This is a genomic window from Ruegeria sp. BE3 (genome assembly GCF_056538865.1).
The window spans coordinates 208,213-226,117 of the sequence record NZ_JBQFTW010000001.1 but is presented as its reverse complement, the minus strand read 5'-3'; the positions used below and the strand labels follow the sequence as shown (position 1 = coordinate 226,117).

Here is a 17,905-nt window from a genome sequence, read left to right as displayed (position 1 = left end):
GGCGGATTAGCGAATTGAGGGCCGATGGTCCAGCAGCAATCAGCCTTTGCGGCGGAAGGTCAGGTAATGAGGCGTGCGCCCTTCACGCAGGGCTTTCTGTTCATAGCGGGTGGAAATCCAGTCATCCCACGGCTCACGCCAATCCGCCGGGCGCTCGGCCAGCCATTCGAACCCGGCGCGCGGCACCTCTTCCAAGGTCTGGCGGACGTAATCCGGAATATCGGTTGCAACGCGAAAGATCGTGCCGGGCTTCAGGACCCGCGCCAGAGGCTCGAGATGTTCTGGGGTTACGAAACGGCGTCGGTGATGTCGCTTCTTGGGCCAGGGATCAGGATAGAGTAGAAACGCACGCGAGATACTGGCCTCAGGCAGCACGTCGAACAGGTCACGCGCATCGCCAGGATGCACGGCCAGGTTTTCGACACCCGCCTGACGGATCTTACCAAGCAGCATGGCTACGCCGTTGATATAGGGCTCGGCCCCGATGATCCCGATATCGGGGTTGCTTTGCGCCTGATGAATAAGATGCTCGCCGCCGCCAAAGCCGACTTCAAGCCAGACCGGTTTGCCACCAAACAGCGCATCAAGATCCAGCGGGTTTCGTTCGGGATTGCTATCCCAATCGACGGCACCGGGGGACAGCGCAGCAAGATCCTCGTTCAGATAGGTCTTTTGGCTGGGCTTCAGGGTTTTGCCCTTGAAGCGACCGTAAAAGTTTCTGCGCGGGCGTTGTGGGGTCTGCGTGCTCATGGCGGTCGCCATACTGCGGTGCGCGCGATGTGGCAAGAGGTGGAGGGCAACCTCCACGCTCGTGCTGTAATTTCGAAGAGAATGCATAGCGCGCCTATCAGGGCGCGCGATATAGCAGTCGATCAGACAGCAGACTTCAGCGCCGCAGTCAGATCGGGGCGTTCCCAGCTGAAGCCTCCGTCAGCATCCGGCTCGCGGCCGAAATGGCCATAAGCTGCGGTGCGCTGATAGATCGGTTTGTTCAACTGCAGATGTTCGCGAATCCCGCGCGGTGTCAGGTCCATAACCTGGCCCACTGCCTTTTCGATCACGGCGTCAGCGATCTGACCGGTGCCATGTGTGTCCGCATAGATCGACAGCGGCTTGGAGACGCCGATCGCATAGCTCAGCTGGATCGTGCAGCGTTCGGCCATGCCAGCGGCCACGACATTCTTGGCCAGATAGCGCGCGGCATAAGCGGCTGAGCGATCGACCTTGGTTGGATCTTTCCCCGAGAACGCACCACCACCGTGCGGAGCTGCCCCGCCATAAGTGTCGACGATAATCTTACGTCCGGTCAGACCAGCATCCCCATCAGGACCACCAATGACGAATTTTCCCGTAGGGTTGACGTGCCACTCGGTTTCGTTGCTCAGCCAGCCTTCGGGCAGGGTTTCGCGGATATAGGGCTCAACAATGGCGCGGATGTCATCCGAGGTCAGCGCAGCATCAAGATGCTGTGTCGACAACACGATCGAGCTGACGCCGACCGGCTTGCCATCACGATAGACCACCGAGAGCTGCGATTTGGCATCAGGGCCCAGCGCTGGTTCGGTACCGTTCTTACGAACCTCAGCCAAACGGCGCAGGATCGCGTGCGAATACTGGATCGGCGCGGGCATCAATGCGGGCGTTTCAGTTGTGGCATAGCCAAACATGATGCCCTGATCGCCAGCGCCCTCGTCCTTGTTATCCGACGCGTCCACGCCCTGCGCGATATGGGCGGATTGTTCGTGCAGCAGGTTTGTCACCTCGACGGTTTCATAGTGAAACTTGTCCTGCTCGTATCCGATATCCTTGATGCAGGCGCGCGCGATGTCATCAATATGCGCCATATAATCGTGGAGTTTTTCCTGATCCGACAGGCCAACCTCACCACCGATGACCACGCGGTCGGTCGTGGCAAAGGTCTCACACGCGACGCGGGCTTCGGGTTCTTCACGCAGAAACGCGTCAAGTACGGCGTCCGAGATACGGTCACAGACCTTGTCCGGATGCCCTTCGGATACAGACTCCGAAGTAAAAGTGTAGTTCTGTCGGGACATGAAAGTGCTCCATTAAGATTTCTCCGTCACGCCAGGAAGCCGTTGTGACGGGCGACCGACCGAATACGCGTGCTATCAGTCAGGGTCAATCGGTAATTGGTTTCGGCCGCGACGGTTGTGGTGCCAGAGCAGCACGAACAGCACCAGTAGTGCCAAGAGGATCGGATTGTCTCCGATCCGGGAATAGACGGTGGCGCGCTGGGCCAGCGGCAATTCAGCATCAATGAAACCCGCCTGCTCCAAAGGTAGGGATGCGGTGATCCTCCCCAAAGGGTCAATCATGGCCGATATTCCGGTATTGGCCGCGCGCATCATCGGCAGCCCCTGCTCTATCGCGCGCATCCGCGCCTGAGCCAGATGCTGATAGGGGCCGGACCACGTCCCGAACCAAGCGTCATTGGTGATCTGGAGCAAGAAATCAGCGCGTCCCGGTGCGGACAAGACATCCTGCGTAAACACTGCCTCGTAGCATATCAACGGCAACGCCTTGCCCAGAGGGCCAGCCTCCATCAACGCAGCACCCGGTCCAGCACTGAACCCGTTGCCCGTAGTTGCAGCCATCCCGTGTATGCCAAAGCGAGCCATCAGATTGCCGAACGGGACATATTCGCCAAACGGAGCGAGATGGTGCTTGTCATAAAGCCCTTGCTGCTGACCCTCGGCGTCCAGGTAGATCATCGAATTGTAGGTCCGCTGCCCTTCAGCCCTTTGGATACCCAAAAAGACCGGCGTGCCCTGGGCGGCATCGGCAATGGCGGACAGATGAGGCTGCGCGCTGCCCAGCCAGGCGGGTACTGAAGTTTCAGGCCAGACGATCAGATCAGGCCTGGGCTCCGCTACCGTAAATTCGAGCTGACGCGCGAAGAACAACGGGGCGTATGCCGGGTCCCACTTCTGATGCTGCGGCGCGTTGGGCTGGACCAATCGGACAATATATCTGGATTGTTCGACAGAGGGTCGCGTCGAAGCATAAGCGATCGTCACTGCAACAAATCCAGTGATTATGACGACGGGTATCATCAGCCCGCGCGGCGAGCGATCGTTGAACAGCGCAGCACCCAACAGAAGCGTCGCCAGCAGTGTCAATGCACCAACGCCATAAGGCCCCATAAGCGAAAGCAGTTGGGCAACCGGTGTATCCACCCAAATCTGGGCAATGCCCGCCCACGGAAACCCCGTCAGCAAATACCCACGCCCAAACTCGGCGAGGGATAGTGCTACGGCCAATATGGCGGCTTGCGCGACGGGTCGTCCTCCGATCCGCTTTGTAACGCCGAAAGCCGCACCCCAGAACAGAGCGAGACCGGCGGACATCAACAGCAGCGCAAACGGCGCCATCCAGGCGTGTCGTTCTGCATCAACCTGAAACGGCTCGACAATCCAGCTGAGGGCATGGGCAAAATACCCGGTCGCAAAAGCCCACCCCAGCGCGGCGGCACGGCGGGGTGTCTCGCAGGTCAGATAAAGCGGTGCGATCAGCAGCAAAGCCAGAAGCGTAGCCAACCAGTATCCCAAAGGGGCAAGACCCAAGGCCCCGATAGCCCCAAGCACGGCTGCCAACGCAGTCCGCAACCACATAGGCCACCGGCGGGCAGCATTCATGCAGCACTATCCGGCAGCATGACCCGCAAACGCTTGATACGGCGCGGGTCTGCGTCAAGCACTTCAAACTCGGGGCCTTCGGGATGGCAAACAACTTCACCGCGCGTAGGCACCCGGCCAGAAAGCATGAAGACCAGACCACCCAGCGTATCGATCTCCTCCTCATCCACGTCTTCGTGGCTGGTCAGAGAGCGACCGATCTCGGCCTCGAAATCTTCGAGCGGGACACGGGCTTGAACAACGTAGCAACCCGGCTTTTCCTGGATCCACAACTGATCTTCATCAGCATCATGTTCATCGGCGATCTCACCTACGACCTGCTCGATCAGGTCTTCGATGGTCAGCAGACCGTCGACCCCTCCATATTCATCAATGACCAACGCCATGTGACGTCGTTCGGTTTGCATCTTGGTCAGAAGTACACCAATCGGCATCGATGGGGGCACGAACAGCAATGTCCTGAGCATCGACTTCAGATCGAACTCGGTCGAGTTGCCGTTGAACCCGTGCGTCAGTGCGAAATCCTTCAGATGAACAAATCCCAGTGGCGTATCGAGCGTTCCCTCATAGACCGGGATTCGGGACAAGCCGCTGTCGCGGAATATCTGCGCCAACTCATCCTTTGGGGTTGTCGAGGGGACCGAGATAATCTCGGCGGTCGGGATTGCAACATCTTCCACCCGCATCCTGCGCAGGTTGATCATGCCTCTGGGTTGTTGGATGCTGACCTCGGCACCGTTTGCCTGATCCGCCTCATCACCCTGTGAAGAAAAAGCGTCGAAGATGCGTGACAACAGTCCGCCTTTTTCGTCGCCATCATTGCTGCTGTTCTGAGATTGCGCGCTCTGCGCCGCCCTAGAACTGCCGTCTGTATCGCCCATTATCCTGTTCCAAATGATCGGGCAAAGCTGCCCCTGTCATACATTATATGGGTTATCTATACCCAGTTTGCCAAGTATCTCGACCTCGACCGCCTCCATCAAAGTGGCGTCGAGGTCACGAATGTGGTCGTAACCCAGCAAATGCAATGTTCCGTGAACGATCAAATGGACGACGTGATTGTCCATATCTTTACCTGCTTCTGCAGCCTCGCGCGCGCAGGTATCGTATGAGATCGCTATGTCGCCCAGCGCTATTTCACCGGTGAAATCCGGTTGCGGCGGCGGCGGCGTATCACCGGCCCGGTCGGCGGCCAGATCTTCCGCAGGCCAGCTGAGTACATTGGTCGGCTTGGACTTGTCCCGAAACTCAGCATTCAGTTCCGAGATTCGTTGATCGTCACAGCCCAACAAGCTGACCTCACACAGGTCGGCATCCAAATCGCAATGAACCAGGGTGACCACGATTGCACGCGTCGCCAGCTCGTCCAGACCGAGCCAACGCCCATCTTCGAGAGTAATTTCCAGATTCATACCAGTGATCCCGGGCCCAAACATCGTTGGGCCCGAAGGTTATCCGGTTTCGCGGCCCGCGTCGGCCTCATACGCTTCGATGATGGCGGCGACAAGCGGGTGGCGCACGACATCCTTCGAAGTGAAATAGTTGAAGCTGATATTCGGAATCGTCTTCAACAGCCGCTCGGCATCCGCCAAACCCGACTGCACCCCGCGCGGCAGATCAACCTGAGACCGGTCGCCAGTGATCACCATCCGACTGCCCTCACCCAAACGGGTCAGGAACATCTTCATCTGCATCGTGGTGGCATTCTGCGCCTCATCCAGGACAACAAAGGCATTCGCGAGCGTGCGCCCGCGCATAAAGGCCAGCGGCGCAATCTCGATCCGTTTTTCCTCGATCAGTTTGGCCAGCTGCTTACCCGGAAGGAAGTCGTTCAGCGCATCATAAAGCGGCTGCATATAAGGATCGACCTTATCCTTCATGTCGCCTGGCAGATAACCCAGCTTTTCCCCCGCCTCGACCGCCGGTCGGCTGAGGATGATCCGGTCCACATGGCCGCCGATGAACATCGAAACACCAACAGCGACGGCCAGATAGGTCTTGCCGGTTCCCGCTGGGCCAATGCCAAAGGCCAGCTCATTGTTGAACAGCGACTGCACATAGGCTTTCTGGGCGTCGGTGCGGGGCTCAACCAGTTTCTTGCGGGTCTTGATCTCAACGGTGCCGCCCTTGAACATCTCAAGCTGATCGCCATCCCGAGTGCCAGTTCCAGCCTCAGAGTTACCCATGCGCAGCTCGCGATCTACATCTGCGGCTTCGACATCGCGCCCGCCTTCGAGGCGCGTATAGAGCGATTGCAAAACTTCGATCGCCTGCTTTTGCGAATCTTCGTCACCAAGCACGACCAGTTGATTGCCGCGCCGAACGATCTGGACCGAGAGCTTTTGCTCGATATCAGTCAGGTTGCGGTCATATTCACCACAAAGATCGATCAGTAATCTGTTATCTGGAAATTCAACAAGCGCCTCACGCTGGGGCATGTCATCTTGCGGTGGGGTCAGGGCACCGATGGCCAATCCGTTCTCCTGTCTTGGCGTTTCAACCTGAGCGTAGACAACATTCTGAGGTAGACGCAAGCCGCAGATTCAATTTTTGCAGGACCGATGGTAAAACCGTCGATTTGTGTTGCAAGCCCAGGCGCTGCAACTGATCTTTCCGACTGATCAGAAGGTGTAGTTCAATCCAAATCGCAAACCGCGATAGCTGGGTGTGGATTTGGTGGAGAACGTCGGGCCAAGATCGACGGTTTTCGAATCGAACTGAAGGTATTCGATCTCACCCGTGATCGACCAGTTTTCGTTCAGCTTGTGCTCCGCGCCCAGACTTGCCGAAAACCCCTGACGCCGGTCGACATCTTCAAACCGCGATGACCCGCCGGGATCGGATATAGAGGTCGATGTGGTTATGTCGCCCCGCACGTACCCCAGTGTCGCAAAATATAAGACACTGCCGCTGCGATTGGTCAGGCCGTTTTTCAACCGCACCGAAAATACATCCGAGATTGCCGACCTGCCCGAGACGACCGCCCCTCCGATCGTGGTTGTTGTGCTGTCATCCAGCGTTCCGTAGTCGTATCCAAGCTCGATACCATAGACGTAATCTCGCCCACCCCAGGCAGGCAGAACACCACGCCAACCGCCGCGGAAGCCGCCGAAATTTCCACTGGGGTTCAACTCTCCGAGGCCAAACAGGGTTGCGCCATTGACCCTCAGGCCGAATTCGTCTGAGCCGCCCGAGGCGCGACCACCGCTCACACCCAAATAGAACGCGCTGACGTCCCGTGCAAAACGGTTTGCCGAAACCACTTCCGGTTCTTCCACGCCCCCAGTCACATCACCCGCCAACGAAGGCGCGGCACAGCCGAACATCACGGCGACCGACATCAAAATCCGAAATGGTCCTGATCTTGGGAAACGCATCCGGCTCACCACTCATACCTCCACCGCGACAGGGTTTCATTCAACCCGCGCAGATTAAAACACCCAGAGTCCTATCCCTGTGAAATCTGGTCTTTCTCGGAACATGACTGCGATTAATAAATCAAGGGTTAAATTCCACTGAATTTTTCCCCTATGACGCAGATACGACGGCCTAAACCAGCTCTCCGGCCAGTGAATTCGCGCCAGAAGCGGTGATTCTTACCCGACGCAAATCGCCACTTTCCACATCTGCATTCGCGACGTGGACCGCGTGCAGATATTCGGATTTCCCAACCATCTGGCCCGGTTGGCGTCCCGGCTTCTCAAACAGAACGCTGACACTACGACCTACCATCGCGTCCTGAATCTCGCGTTGGTGACGTGTGATCATCGCCTGCAGGCGCTGCAGGCGGTCGTCGGCCAGTTCAGCATCGACCTGTGGCCGTTCTGCCGCAGGTGTACCGGGCCGAGTCGAATATTTGAACGAATAGGCATAACCGTATTTAACCGCTTCCACCAAATCCAGCGTCGCCTGAAAATCCTCTTCGGTCTCTTCGGGGAAACCGACGATAAAGTCGCCCGACATCAGAATATCGGGGCGCGCCTCGCGGATACGTTCGATCAGACGCAGGTAACTTTCGGCTGTATGGCTGCGGTTCATCCGTTTAAGGATCTTGTCCGATCCCGACTGCACGGGCAGGTGCAGATAAGGCATCAACTTCTCGCAGGTTCCATGCGCCTCGATCAGATCATCGCTCATGTCATTGGGATGCGAGGTGGTGAAGCGAATGCGCTCCAGCCCGTCGACCTTGTTCAACTCCCAGATCAGAGCGGCCAGTGTCATGTCTCCATTCGGGCCTGCCCCGTGATAGGCGTTGACGTTCTGGCCCAGCAGAGTGATTTCACGCACGCCCCGTTCGACCAGATCCTGCGCCTCGCGGATGATACGATCGGCGGGTCGGCTGACCTCGGCCCCGCGGGTGTAGGGCACCACGCAGAAGGCACAGAATTTATCGCACCCTTCCTGAACCGTCAGAAAGGCCGTGGGACCACGTTTGGCCTTGGGCCGGTTCTTGAGCTTCTCGAACTTGTCCTCTTCAGGAAAGTCGGTCTCCAGTGCCTTTTCGCCCGCGCGGGTCTTCGCTTCCATCTCGGGCAAACGGTGATAGCTTTGCGGGCCAACCACGAGATCGACAAGCGGCTGGCGGCGCATGATCTCTTCGCCCTCGGCCTGCGCGACGCAACCAGCAACACCGATCTTCAGATCAGGTTTGTCGGCCTTCAGCCCTTTAAAGCGCCCCAGTTCCGAATACACCTTTTCTGCCGCTTTCTCGCGGATATGGCAGGTATTCAGCAGGATCATGTCCGCATCTTCGGCGGATTTCGTTTCGACATAGCCCTGCCCGCCCAGCGCTTCGGCCATGCGTTCACTGTCATAGACGTTCATCTGACAGCCATAGGTCTTGATAAACAGCTTCTTCGGTTCGGACATGGATCGGGCCTCTGGGTTCGCTGGATCGGCGTCGTCTATACGCAACGAACGCCGCTTGCAATGCCGGCGCAATTACCCGAATTTGACGGGAACTTCCAGCAAGGCGAAACCCGGACAGGCGATGCACTACGAATCCCTCGATCACTTCCTGCAAACCGGCCAAACTGCACTTGGCAAAGGTCCCATCGCGCTGATCTTTGCAGAGGATGACGTCGAACTGGATGGCACCTTGCGGCATCATCTGAGACTGGGTTTCAATCCCGTTATCGCTTTCATGCCCGATGCGTTCCCGCTTAGCGACGAACTCACGGATCAGATCCATCGCGTTTCTCTGACCTGTGCGCCACGCACAGTGGTGTTCGACACGATCAACCGCATCATCCAGACCGCACCGGATCTCTGGATGTTCTACTGCTACAACGCCGAATACCTGATCTTTCCGTTCTGCGAGACGCGAACGATCGGAGAGTTGCTGGCCTTCCATACCGAAGAGCGGCGCTCGGCAATGCTGACCCACGTGATTGATCTTTATGCCGATGACCTGACGGCGTTTCCCAACGGAGTGGCCCCGGATCGGGCGATGCTCGACAGCACAGGATATTACGCACACACCCGCCACGACGCTGCAGGCAGACCTCTTGAACGGCAACTCGATATGTCCGGCGGCCTGCGCTGGAGGTTCGAAGACCACATCCCCTATGCGCGCCGCCGCATCGACCGGATCGGGCTGTTCAGAACTAAACCCGATCTGAAACTGCATCCGGATCACACGTTCAACGAGGCCGAATACAACACCTATGCCTGTCCCTGGCACAACAACCTTACAGCGGCGATCTGTTCGTTCCGCGCGGCCAAAGCACTCAAGACAAATGCGGGCTCCGCCTTCGGCATCTCCGACTTTCGCTGGACCCATTCGGTGCCCTTCGAATGGACATCGGCCCAATTGTTACAGCTGGGCCTGATTGAACCGGGGCAATGGTTCTGATCCGTTCCTCATCTGGCTAAAAATACCTCGGGGGAGTCGCGGCCCGCCGCGGCCGGGGGCAGAGCCCCCTAGCTTCACCGTTGCAACAAGACCGGGAACCAATCCTCGCGCAAGCGCTGCCCCGGCACCATGTCATGGCCGGGAAACGGGGGCGACGTGCGACCCGGGCGCTCGACATAGCGCGCATCATCCCCCACCAGCCGCAGAGAGAACGCACGCCGACGACTATCAGATTGGTTCCCCCGCGCACCATGCAGAGTGCGATAGTTGAATGCGACCGCATCACCGGGTTCCATTTCGAACTCAACCACCCGCATACCCTCGGCGTCCGGATCCGGAACGGGGATGTATTGGCCTTCGTCGGGGAAGAACCCCTCTTCGCTGACCCAACGGGTCGGCAGCACCTCTTTCTCCCACCGATGCGAACCCGCAACGCAGCGCAAGGTCGCATGTGTGACCCGATCCAGCGGTGACCAGAAGCTGATCGTCTGCTGGCCTTCGACAAAGTAATACGGCCCGTCCTGATGCCACGGTGTGGCCATCGAGGTGCCCGGCTCTTTCACCAGCACATGATCATGGAACATCTGCACCCTGTTCGACTGCATCAGGTCTGCAGCAACCTCAGCTGCAGGTGAGGCTCGGATCACGTCGCGAAACTGGGGAATGCGCGACCAATTGCAATAATCGTCAAAGAATCGGCCCGACTCGCCCTCTTTCTTGTTTTCCGACGCATAGGGTCCCGGCTCGGCCATATTGGCCGCTATCCCGTCGCGCAAGACTTCAACGTGATCGGCAAAAAGGCCTTTGACCAGGACGACGCCATCGGACTGATAGGTGTCGATCATCTCTTGGGAAACAAGGCGGTGCGGCATGTCGGCCTCCATAAACAGCTCAGCATGATCTGCACATGATTGCGCCCACTGTTCAAATCATATCTTTCAAACTAACTATTAACTTCATGTTATATATTTCTCTACGCCAATACGAATACATTTGCGCCATTGGTCGGTGTGGCAGCCTCTCTTTGGCGGCGGAGCAGGTCAATGTATCGCAGCCCGCCTTGTCCAACGCCCTGACCCGTGTCGAATCGCATCTTAGCTATCCTTTGTTCTCACGCAGACGCGGGGCGGCAATGGTACTGACACCTCAGGGCAGAAAATTCATTGAAGAAGCCGAGGCTCTGCTGAATCGTGCCGCCCTGCTGGAAGCTTCGAAAGAGCCCGTTGCAGGCGCAAACAGGCTGCGACTGGGTTGTTTCATCGATCTGGCGCCATTTCTGCTGGCCCAGGCCCTTCACACACTTCGGGACAATTTGCCAGAGGTCGAAGTGACCCATGGCGTCGAGAGCTTTGAGGATCTGATCACCGGTTTGATCGAAGGTCGGTTCGATCTTGCATTGACGTATGACTTGGGCATGGACGCCGGATTTACCCGTTCAAAGCTGTTCGACAGCAGCCCATGTGCATTGGTTTGTCCGGACCACCCTCTGGCGAAATCGCGTCAGACAACACTGGAAGAACTTGAGACCTATCCGCTGATTCTGTCCAAAGAAGGGCTCTCTGCCCAACATGTCCTTGGATTGTTCAAACAACTCAGCCTGAACCCAACGGTTTCGCATCGAGCTGAATCGCTTGAGATTCTGCGCAGCTTGTCGGCCCATGGCGAAGGTGTCGGGATCAGCTATGCGAACCCTGCGAACACGTACAGCTATGACCGGTTGCCATTGATCAGCCTGCCGATCAGCGATCCCGGCGCGCGTGAGGCCGTCGTCCTTGCCCGTCATGGCAGCGGACCAACCGACTCGATTATTGCAGCGGCTGAACAGACGCTCACCGCAAGACTGCAGACTGGATAGTTACTGTGTTTTGCGCAGGCGGATCACCACATCGACCGAAGCGATTTCAACCCCTTCCGGGGCTTCGGGCAGTTGCTGGATCACCAACTGGTCCGAGGGCGCATCGCTCAGGCGGCTTTCATCTTCCCAGAAGAAATGTGGGTGATCATGCGTGTTGGTGTCGAAATAGCTCTTGGATCCATCCACGGTGATTTCTTGCAAAACGCCTGCCTCGCAGAAGGCCCGCAGGGTATTGTAGACCGTGGCCAGCGAAACTGCGTCGCCCTTGTTCTTGGCCGACTCAAACAGGCTTTCGGCGGTCACATGACGATGCAGCCCATCGCCAACGAGCAGTTCCGCCAGAGCAACCCTCTGACGTGTCGGTCGCAATCCTGCGCCAACCAACCAATTCGTAGCGATTTCCCGGCTCTGAGGTGTCATCAATCCGATACCTGTGTTTTGCTACCCCATATATAAGTGCGCTGGCACCGTAATTTCAAATGAAATTCATTCGCAAAGAATGTCGTAAGCACAACATGATATGGCGTCCCGCTCTTGCAGGACCTTGCGTACGGGTGCTAGACGAGGCCAGATGTAACAAAACAGACCCCTGGCAGGAGAGGCGGCAGAATGGCCCAATTCCCGAGCAGTTTTGACAAGGACGATCTGCTGAAATGCGCCCGAGGCGAGTTATTCGGCCCCGGCAACGCTCAACTGCCTGCTCCGCCGATGCTGATGATGGATCGGATTACCGATATCTCGGGTGATGGCGGTGCGCATGGCAAGGGTCATGTGGTGGCCGAGTTCGATATCACTCCGGACCTTTGGTTCTTTGACTGCCATTTCCCGGGAAACCCAATCATGCCCGGCTGTCTGGGTCTGGACGGCCTGTGGCAGTTGACGGGTTTCAACCTGGGTTGGCGTGGCTGGCAAGGACGCGGCTATGCGCTGGGTGTGGGCGAGGTCAAGTTGACCGGCATGGTCCGGCCCGATCGCAAGATGCTGACTTACTACGTTGATTTTACAAAAGCCGTTCAAACCCGTCGCCTGACCATGGGCGTCGCCGATGGCCGGGTCGAGGCCGACGGCGAGGTGATCTATCAGGTCAAGGACATGAAAGTTGCATTGTCCGAAAGCTGACCCCAGCTGTTGGACAGGGAACTGAACCAAGGAACACAGGAGTACGCTTATGCGTCGCGTCGTCGTCACCGGTCTGGGGGTCGTCTCCTCCATCGGGAACAATGCCGAAGAGGTCTTGGCCTCACTCAAAGCAGGCAAATCCGGGATCGAGGCCTGCGAGCAGATGGTTGAACATGGCTTTCGCAGCCAGATCGCCGGTACGCTCAAGATCGACGTAGCCGAGCATGTGGACAAACGCACGCTGCGCTTCATGGGTCCCGGTGCAGCCTATGCCCATATCGCGATGAGCCAGGCGATTGCCGATGCCGGTCTGACCGAAGAACAGGTGGTCAATCCCCGCACCGGCCTCGTAGCCGGATCGGGAGGGCCGTCAACCAGCGCCATGCTGACCGCGCACCAAACGGTGCTGAAAAACGGCGCGACCAAGCGGATCGGCCCGTTTGCGGTTCCGAAATGCATGTGCTCGACCATTTCGGCGAATCTTGCGACTGCGTTCAAGATCAAAGGCATCAACTACTCGATCACCTCGGCCTGCTCGACCTCGCTGCATTGCATCGGCAACGCGGCGGAACAGATCATGCTGGGCAAGCAGGATGTGATGTTCGCTGGTGGTGGCGAAGAACTGGATTGGACCCTGTCCTGCCTGTTCGACGCGATGGGCGCGATGTCGTCCAAGTACAACGACACACCAGAAAAAGCCTCGCGTGCGTTTGACGAGAATCGCGACGGATTCGTGATCTCCGGCGGCGGCGGAATTGTCGTGCTTGAAGATCTGGACCACGCACTGGCGCGCGGCGCAAAGATCTATGCCGAAGTCACCGGTTATGCCGCGACCTCAGATGGTCACGACATGGTGGCCCCGTCCGGCGAAGGCGGTGAGCGCGCGATGCGTCTGGCGCTGTCCACCCTGCCCGAGGGCCGCAAGGTCGGCTATATCAACGCCCATGGCACCTCGACCCCGGTTGGCGATGTCGGTGAGGTTGAGGCCGTTCGCCGCATCTTCGGCGAGGGCAACGTGCCACCGATTTCATCGACCAAGTCTATGACCGGCCACGCACAGGGTGCGGCGGGAGCACTTGAAACGATCTTCTGCCTGCTGATGCTGGACAATGATTTCATAACACCGTCGATCAATGTCGACACACTTGCCGAAGGCATCGTGCCCGGTGAAATTGCAACTCAACTGGTTGAAAACGCAGGCTTGGATAGTGTGATGACCAACAGCTTCGGCTTTGGTGGCACCAACGGATCCATGATCTTGTCGAAGTATAACGGGTGAACAAGATGTCAGATCAACTTAAAGGAAAACGCGGCCTGATCATGGGTGTCGCAAATGATCGCTCGATCGCCTGGGGCATCGCCAAAGCCATGCATGAGGCGGGCGCAGAACTGGCTTTCACCTATCAGGGCGATGCGTTCGGCAAACGATTGGAACCGTTGGCCCAAAGCCTGGGTAGCGATTTCATGGTCGACGCAGATGTCACCAATGACGAATCGCTGGATCGTGCATTCGATGAACTGGCCACGCGCTGGCCGACCATCGATTTCGTGGTCCACGCCATCGCCTATTCTGACAAGTCTGAACTGACGGGTCGGTTCCTGAATACCACGCGGGCAAATTTCAAACATTCATTGGACGTGTCGGCCTATTCCTTCATCGAAGTCGCGCGTCGCGCTTATCCGCTGATGAAAGACAATGGCGGCACGCTGCTGACGCTGACTTATCAGGGCTCGAACAAGGTGGTTCCCAACTACAATGTCATGGGCGTGGCCAAGGCGGCACTGGAATCGGCAACCCGCTATCTGGCCAATGATCTGGGCCCCGATGGCATTCGCGTGAACGCCATCTCTCCCGGCCCGATGAAGACGCTGGCTGGTGCGGCCATCGGTGGTGCGCGCAAGACATACAAGTTCTGCGACCAGAACGCGCCCATGCGCTCGAACGCGACGCTTGAGGCGGTAGGCGGCACCGCTGTATATCTCGCCTCGGATGCAGGAACATATACCTCGGGCGAAATCATTCGCGTCGACGGCGGTTACCACATCCTGGGCATGCCACAACCCGAAGCGATGTGACCATTTCTTTCCCTGCGGGTGTCAAGATTTGACCATCTTTGGCCTGCAGGGATTGCATATGAGCAAACTAGAACAGATCCTTGCCAGCAATGGGCGGTCGCTCAACTTCCGGCGGAAGGTCGGAGGCATGCATGCGGGCGTGCTGTTGCTTACTCTCAGCATATTGTTGTTCGCATTGGTGTTCCTGACCCAACCGCATGTCCGGGATGCGGTTGAGCCGTTACTGGCACAGATTCCGGGGCTTTAACCTCCCGCGCGATCAGTTGACCGAAACGATTTCGATATCGAAGATCAAATCCTGCCCGGCCAGCGGGTGATTGGCGTCAAGCGTCACGGTTGCGTCATCAACCTCTACCACCGTTACAGGCAAGGCTTGCCCGTCGGGGGTCTGCATTTGTAGCTGCGTACCGGGTTCCAGCGGAATATCATCAGGGATGCCCTCACGCGGGATCTGTTGACGCATGCCCGGATTGATCGGGCCATAGGCGTCGACGCAGGCGATCTCGACCCGCTTCTTCTCACCGATCTCCATACCCGGCAACGCCACGTCCAGACCGGGAATGATTTGACCTGAGCCAACCGCAAACTCAAGCGGATCGCGTCCCTCGGAACTGTCAAAGACTTTACCGTCCAGCAGAGTTCCGGTGTAATGGATGCGAACGGTGTCGCCTTGTTTGATTGCGGTCATGGTGGCCTCCGGCCTCAAGGGGAATGAGCGGCGCAGCGTATAGGCTGACACGCTATTGTAAACCCTGCCCTCTTTAACCTGTGGAGCGGTTGTGCTTACCTGCGCCCGATCAGGGGAGGATCAGATGGCAATCACCACTTGTGTATTCGACGCCTATGGCACGCTTTTTGACGTTGCCGCCGCAGCAAGACAGGCCGCCTCCGAGCCGGGGTTCGAGAGATTGGCCAACAAGTGGCCTGAGTTGGCAAATCACTGGCGGTTGAAACAGCTGCAATACACTTGGTTGCGCGCGGTTGCTGATGCGCATGGCGATTTCTGGGATGTGACGCAAGACGGGCTCGATTGGGCGCTAGAAGCGGTTGGCTTGCAGGGTGATGACACTCTGCGCCAACGTCTTCTGGACCTTTACTGGGAGTTGCAGGCCTACCCCGAGGTTCCCGAGATGCTGAAGGCGTTGAAAGCAGGTGGTTTACAGACGGCCATCCTGTCCAACGGATCGCCCCCGATGCTGGATGGTGCGGTGCAATCTGCCGGGATCGGAGAGGTTCTGGACGATGTACTGTCCGTCGAAAGCGTAGGCGTCTTCAAGCCGCATGCCCGCGTCTATGACCTGGTCCAAGATCGGTTTGGCTGCGCCCGAGACGAGGTTCTGTTCGTCAGCTCCAACGGCTGGGATGCCGCCGGCGCCAGTGGCTACGGCTTTGTCACGGCCTGGGTCAACCGTGCGGGTGAGCCAATGGACCGTCTGCCGTGGAAACCGGCGCATGTAATGTCTGATCTGACAGCGATACCTCAGCTGGCAGGGCTTTGATGGCGTTTTTCACGACCTCTGATGGCAAACGCCTCTACTTTGAAGACACCGGATCGGGCCAGCCTTTGCTCTGCCTTGCGGGCCTGACCCGCAACAGTCGAGATTTCTCGTTCCTCGCGCCGCATATCAGCGATCTGCGGATGATCACGATGGATTATCGCGGGCGCGGACAGTCCGATCACGACCCGGATTTCATGAACTACAATATCCTGCGCGAAGGGCTGGATGTGATCGAGTTACTGGATCATCTGGGCTTAAAAATGGTCTCGATCCTCGGCACTTCTCGCGGTGGGTTGATCGCCATGGCCCTGGCCGCCAGTCACCCCGAACGTCTGTCTGGTGTCATCCTGAACGATGTCGGGCCTGTGATCGAAGCTGAGGGTATCGCCAAGATCATGGATTATGTGGGCAAACAGCCCGTCGCAAAAACCTATGACGAGGCGGCAGAGACGCTACAAAAGATCATGGATTCGCGGTTTCCCGGCGTGCCGCTCACCATCTGGCGTCAGCAGGTTGAACATCAATATCTGCAATCTGAAACAGGCCTCGATCTGCGCTATGACAGCGCCCTGCGCGAAGCTCTGATCCAGCAGGCCGCCGCGGGGCTACCGCCCGATCTCTGGCCCTTGTTCGACGCGTTACGCGATATCTCGACTGGCGTGATCCGGGGCGCAAATTCTGACGTGTTCGGAGCCGCTACGCTCGGCGAAATGCAAAGCCGTCATCCCGACCTGATCTGGGCCGAGATCGCTGATCGGGGGCATGTACCCTTTCTGGATGAGCCCGCCTCCCTCGACGTAATCCGCAAGACATTGGACGCGACATGAGCAGTATTGAGATGATCGAAGCCGCCGCAGAGCGGCTGAAGGGACATGCACGCGAAACGCCGCTGCTGTCTTCACCGTTTCTGGACGAGATTGCCGGACGCAGGGTGCTGGTGAAACCTGAATGTCTGCAACACACCGGCAGTTTCAAGTTTCGCGGCGCGTGGTCCGCGATTTCGGCTCTGGATGACACTGCGCGACAGCGGGGCGTCATCGCCTATTCCTCGGGCAACCACGCACAGGGGGTTGCTTATGCAGCCAGCCAGCACGGGATATCGTCGGTCATCATCATGCCGTCGGACGCGCCGCAGCTGAAGATCGAGAACACGCGGGCACTTGGGGGCGAGGTCGTTCTATATGACCGCGCCAATGAAAGCCGGGAGGAGATCGGCGAGGCGCTGGCCGCCCAGCGCGGACTGACCCTGATCCGGCCCTATGACGAACCACAGGTGATCGCGGGGCAGGGCACGGTCGGGCTGGAACTGGCGCGACAAGCTGAGGCGCAGGGCGTCACGCAGGCGGATGTGTTGATCTGTTGCGGCGGCGGCGGCTTGACCTCGGGCATCGCGCTGGCGTTGGAGCGCCACGCCCCCAGTCTGCGCACCCGCCCGTGTGAGCCGGAGGGATTTGATGACGTCAAACGCTCGCTCGCTTCGGGCTCAATTCAGAACAATACCGCGTCTTCCGGCAATATCTGCGATGCGATCCTAACACCAGAACCGGGAAAGATCACCTTTCCGATCCTAAACCGGCTCTGCGGACCGGGGTTTTCGGTCACCGAGCAGGAGGCACTGCGCGCAATGGCCATGGCATTCCTGCGCCTCAAGATCGTATTGGAGCCCGGCGGTGCGGTGTCGCTGGCTTCGGCGTTGTTTCGGGCCAATGAAATCGAAGGCGATGCGGTGATCGTCGTTGCCTCGGGTGGCAATGTGGACCCGCAGATTTTTGAACAAGCGTTGGAATTCCTGACCTGACAAGCGCGTGCAACACGTGCACTATTGTAGCTCGAAGCCATTTGCTCG

20 protein-coding genes and 1 riboswitch are annotated in these 17,905 nt (G+C 58.1%); of the genes, 9 read left to right on the top strand and 11 right to left on the bottom strand.

Annotation, left to right across the window (positions count from 1 at the left end):
• Positions 1-39 precede the first annotated feature (39 nt).
• From trmB to miaB, 8 genes are all read right to left on the bottom strand, one after another.
• Positions 40-750, bottom strand: a complete 711-nt coding sequence (gene trmB, locus ACR0AZ_RS01090; protein ID WP_480469069.1) for a tRNA (guanosine(46)-N7)-methyltransferase TrmB — start codon at positions 748-750, stop codon at positions 40-42.
• Between the two features lie 122 nt (positions 751-872).
• The gene (gene metK, locus ACR0AZ_RS01085; RefSeq protein ID WP_480469068.1) at positions 873-2,054 is read right to left on the bottom strand and encodes a methionine adenosyltransferase; all 1,182 of its coding nucleotides are present in this window, start codon (positions 2,052-2,054) and stop codon (positions 873-875) included.
• Positions 2,055-2,059: 5 nt separating this feature from the next.
• A riboswitch (SAM-SAH riboswitch) is annotated at positions 2,060-2,108 on the bottom strand.
• A 21-nt stretch (positions 2,109-2,129) separates the two neighbouring features.
• Positions 2,130-3,656 (bottom strand): apolipoprotein N-acyltransferase, encoded by a 1,527-nt coding sequence (gene lnt, locus ACR0AZ_RS01080; RefSeq protein ID WP_480666563.1) that lies wholly within the window; start codon positions 3,654-3,656, stop codon positions 2,130-2,132.
• Entirely contained in the window at positions 3,653-4,537 is an 885-nt protein-coding gene (locus ACR0AZ_RS01075; RefSeq protein ID WP_480469066.1) for a hemolysin family protein, read from the bottom strand. Before ACR0AZ_RS01075 ends, lnt begins: the two co-directional genes overlap by 4 nt.
• A gap of 36 nt (positions 4,538-4,573) precedes the next feature.
• Positions 4,574-5,068 carry an rRNA maturation RNase YbeY gene (ybeY, locus tag ACR0AZ_RS01070; RefSeq protein ID WP_480469065.1) on the bottom strand — a complete coding sequence of 165 codons (495 nt, stop codon included), beginning with the start codon at positions 5,066-5,068 and terminating at the stop codon, positions 4,574-4,576.
• 39 nt (positions 5,069-5,107) lie between these two features.
• Positions 5,108-6,130, bottom strand: a complete 1,023-nt coding sequence (locus ACR0AZ_RS01065; protein WP_480469064.1) for a PhoH family protein — start codon at positions 6,128-6,130, stop codon at positions 5,108-5,110.
• A gap of 147 nt (positions 6,131-6,277) precedes the next feature.
• Complete coding sequence (locus ACR0AZ_RS01060; protein ID WP_480561650.1) at positions 6,278-7,033, bottom strand: outer membrane protein; 756 nt, start codon at positions 7,031-7,033, stop codon at positions 6,278-6,280.
• A 172-nt stretch (positions 7,034-7,205) separates the two neighbouring features.
• Entirely contained in the window at positions 7,206-8,525 is a 1,320-nt protein-coding gene (gene miaB, locus ACR0AZ_RS01055) for a tRNA (N6-isopentenyl adenosine(37)-C2)-methylthiotransferase MiaB (RefSeq protein WP_480666562.1), read from the bottom strand.
• Between the two features lie 121 nt (positions 8,526-8,646).
• Here miaB and ACR0AZ_RS01050 point away from each other — a divergent pair, with 121 nt between their 5' ends.
• Complete coding sequence (locus ACR0AZ_RS01050) at positions 8,647-9,510, top strand: hypothetical protein (RefSeq protein ID WP_480666561.1); 864 nt, start codon at positions 8,647-8,649, stop codon at positions 9,508-9,510.
• Between the two features lie 74 nt (positions 9,511-9,584).
• Here ACR0AZ_RS01050 and ACR0AZ_RS01045 read toward each other — a convergent pair whose 3' ends face one another.
• The gene (locus ACR0AZ_RS01045; RefSeq protein ID WP_480666560.1) at positions 9,585-10,382 is read right to left on the bottom strand and encodes a phytanoyl-CoA dioxygenase family protein; all 798 of its coding nucleotides are present in this window, start codon (positions 10,380-10,382) and stop codon (positions 9,585-9,587) included.
• Positions 10,383-10,468: 86 nt separating this feature from the next.
• Between ACR0AZ_RS01045 and ACR0AZ_RS01040 the strand changes: the two genes are divergently transcribed.
• A complete protein-coding gene (locus ACR0AZ_RS01040) occupies positions 10,469-11,365 on the top strand; it encodes a LysR family transcriptional regulator (RefSeq protein WP_480666559.1) in 897 nt (298 codons plus the stop codon).
• Here the strand turns inward: ACR0AZ_RS01040 and irrA are convergent, their stop codons facing one another.
• A complete protein-coding gene (gene irrA, locus ACR0AZ_RS01035; RefSeq protein ID WP_480469058.1) occupies positions 11,366-11,785 on the bottom strand; it encodes an iron response transcriptional regulator IrrA in 420 nt (139 codons plus the stop codon).
• Between the two features lie 189 nt (positions 11,786-11,974).
• On the opposite strand from irrA, the gene fabA reads away from it, so the two are divergent.
• From fabA to ACR0AZ_RS01015, 4 genes are read left to right on the top strand one after another with little or no spacing between them, the layout of a single operon-like run.
• On the top strand, positions 11,975-12,484 hold the full coding sequence (gene fabA, locus ACR0AZ_RS01030; RefSeq protein WP_093964585.1) for a bifunctional 3-hydroxydecanoyl-ACP dehydratase/trans-2-decenoyl-ACP isomerase: 510 nt from the start codon (positions 11,975-11,977) through the stop codon (positions 12,482-12,484).
• 49 nt (positions 12,485-12,533) lie between these two features.
• Positions 12,534-13,763 carry a beta-ketoacyl-ACP synthase I gene (fabB, locus tag ACR0AZ_RS01025; protein ID WP_480666558.1) on the top strand — a complete coding sequence of 410 codons (1,230 nt, stop codon included), beginning with the start codon at positions 12,534-12,536 and terminating at the stop codon, positions 13,761-13,763.
• A gap of 5 nt (positions 13,764-13,768) precedes the next feature.
• A complete protein-coding gene (locus ACR0AZ_RS01020) occupies positions 13,769-14,560 on the top strand; it encodes an enoyl-ACP reductase FabI (RefSeq protein WP_480666557.1) in 792 nt (263 codons plus the stop codon).
• A gap of 58 nt (positions 14,561-14,618) precedes the next feature.
• Positions 14,619-14,807: a hypothetical protein gene (locus ACR0AZ_RS01015; protein ID WP_480469055.1), complete on the top strand. Its 189-nt coding sequence runs from the start codon at positions 14,619-14,621 to the stop codon at positions 14,805-14,807.
• Between the two features lie 12 nt (positions 14,808-14,819).
• Here ACR0AZ_RS01015 and ACR0AZ_RS01010 read toward each other — a convergent pair whose 3' ends face one another.
• Positions 14,820-15,248 (bottom strand): FKBP-type peptidyl-prolyl cis-trans isomerase, encoded by a 429-nt coding sequence (locus ACR0AZ_RS01010; RefSeq protein WP_480469054.1) that lies wholly within the window; start codon positions 15,246-15,248, stop codon positions 14,820-14,822.
• Between the two features lie 124 nt (positions 15,249-15,372).
• Here ACR0AZ_RS01010 and ACR0AZ_RS01005 point away from each other — a divergent pair, with 124 nt between their 5' ends.
• The 3 genes from ACR0AZ_RS01005 to ACR0AZ_RS00995 are packed head-to-tail and all read left to right on the top strand — an operon-like array spanning position 15,373 to position 17,857.
• Positions 15,373-16,059, top strand: coding sequence for a haloacid dehalogenase type II (locus tag ACR0AZ_RS01005; RefSeq protein ID WP_480469053.1), 687 nt, complete (start codon positions 15,373-15,375; stop codon positions 16,057-16,059).
• Positions 16,059-16,886 (top strand): alpha/beta fold hydrolase, encoded by an 828-nt coding sequence (locus ACR0AZ_RS01000; RefSeq protein ID WP_480666556.1) that lies wholly within the window; start codon positions 16,059-16,061, stop codon positions 16,884-16,886. The genes ACR0AZ_RS01005 and ACR0AZ_RS01000 overlap by 1 nt, the downstream gene beginning before the upstream one ends.
• A complete protein-coding gene (locus tag ACR0AZ_RS00995; protein WP_480469051.1) occupies positions 16,883-17,857 on the top strand; it encodes a threonine ammonia-lyase in 975 nt (324 codons plus the stop codon). Before ACR0AZ_RS01000 ends, ACR0AZ_RS00995 begins: the two co-directional genes overlap by 4 nt.
• Positions 17,858-17,905: the final 48 nt, after the last annotated feature.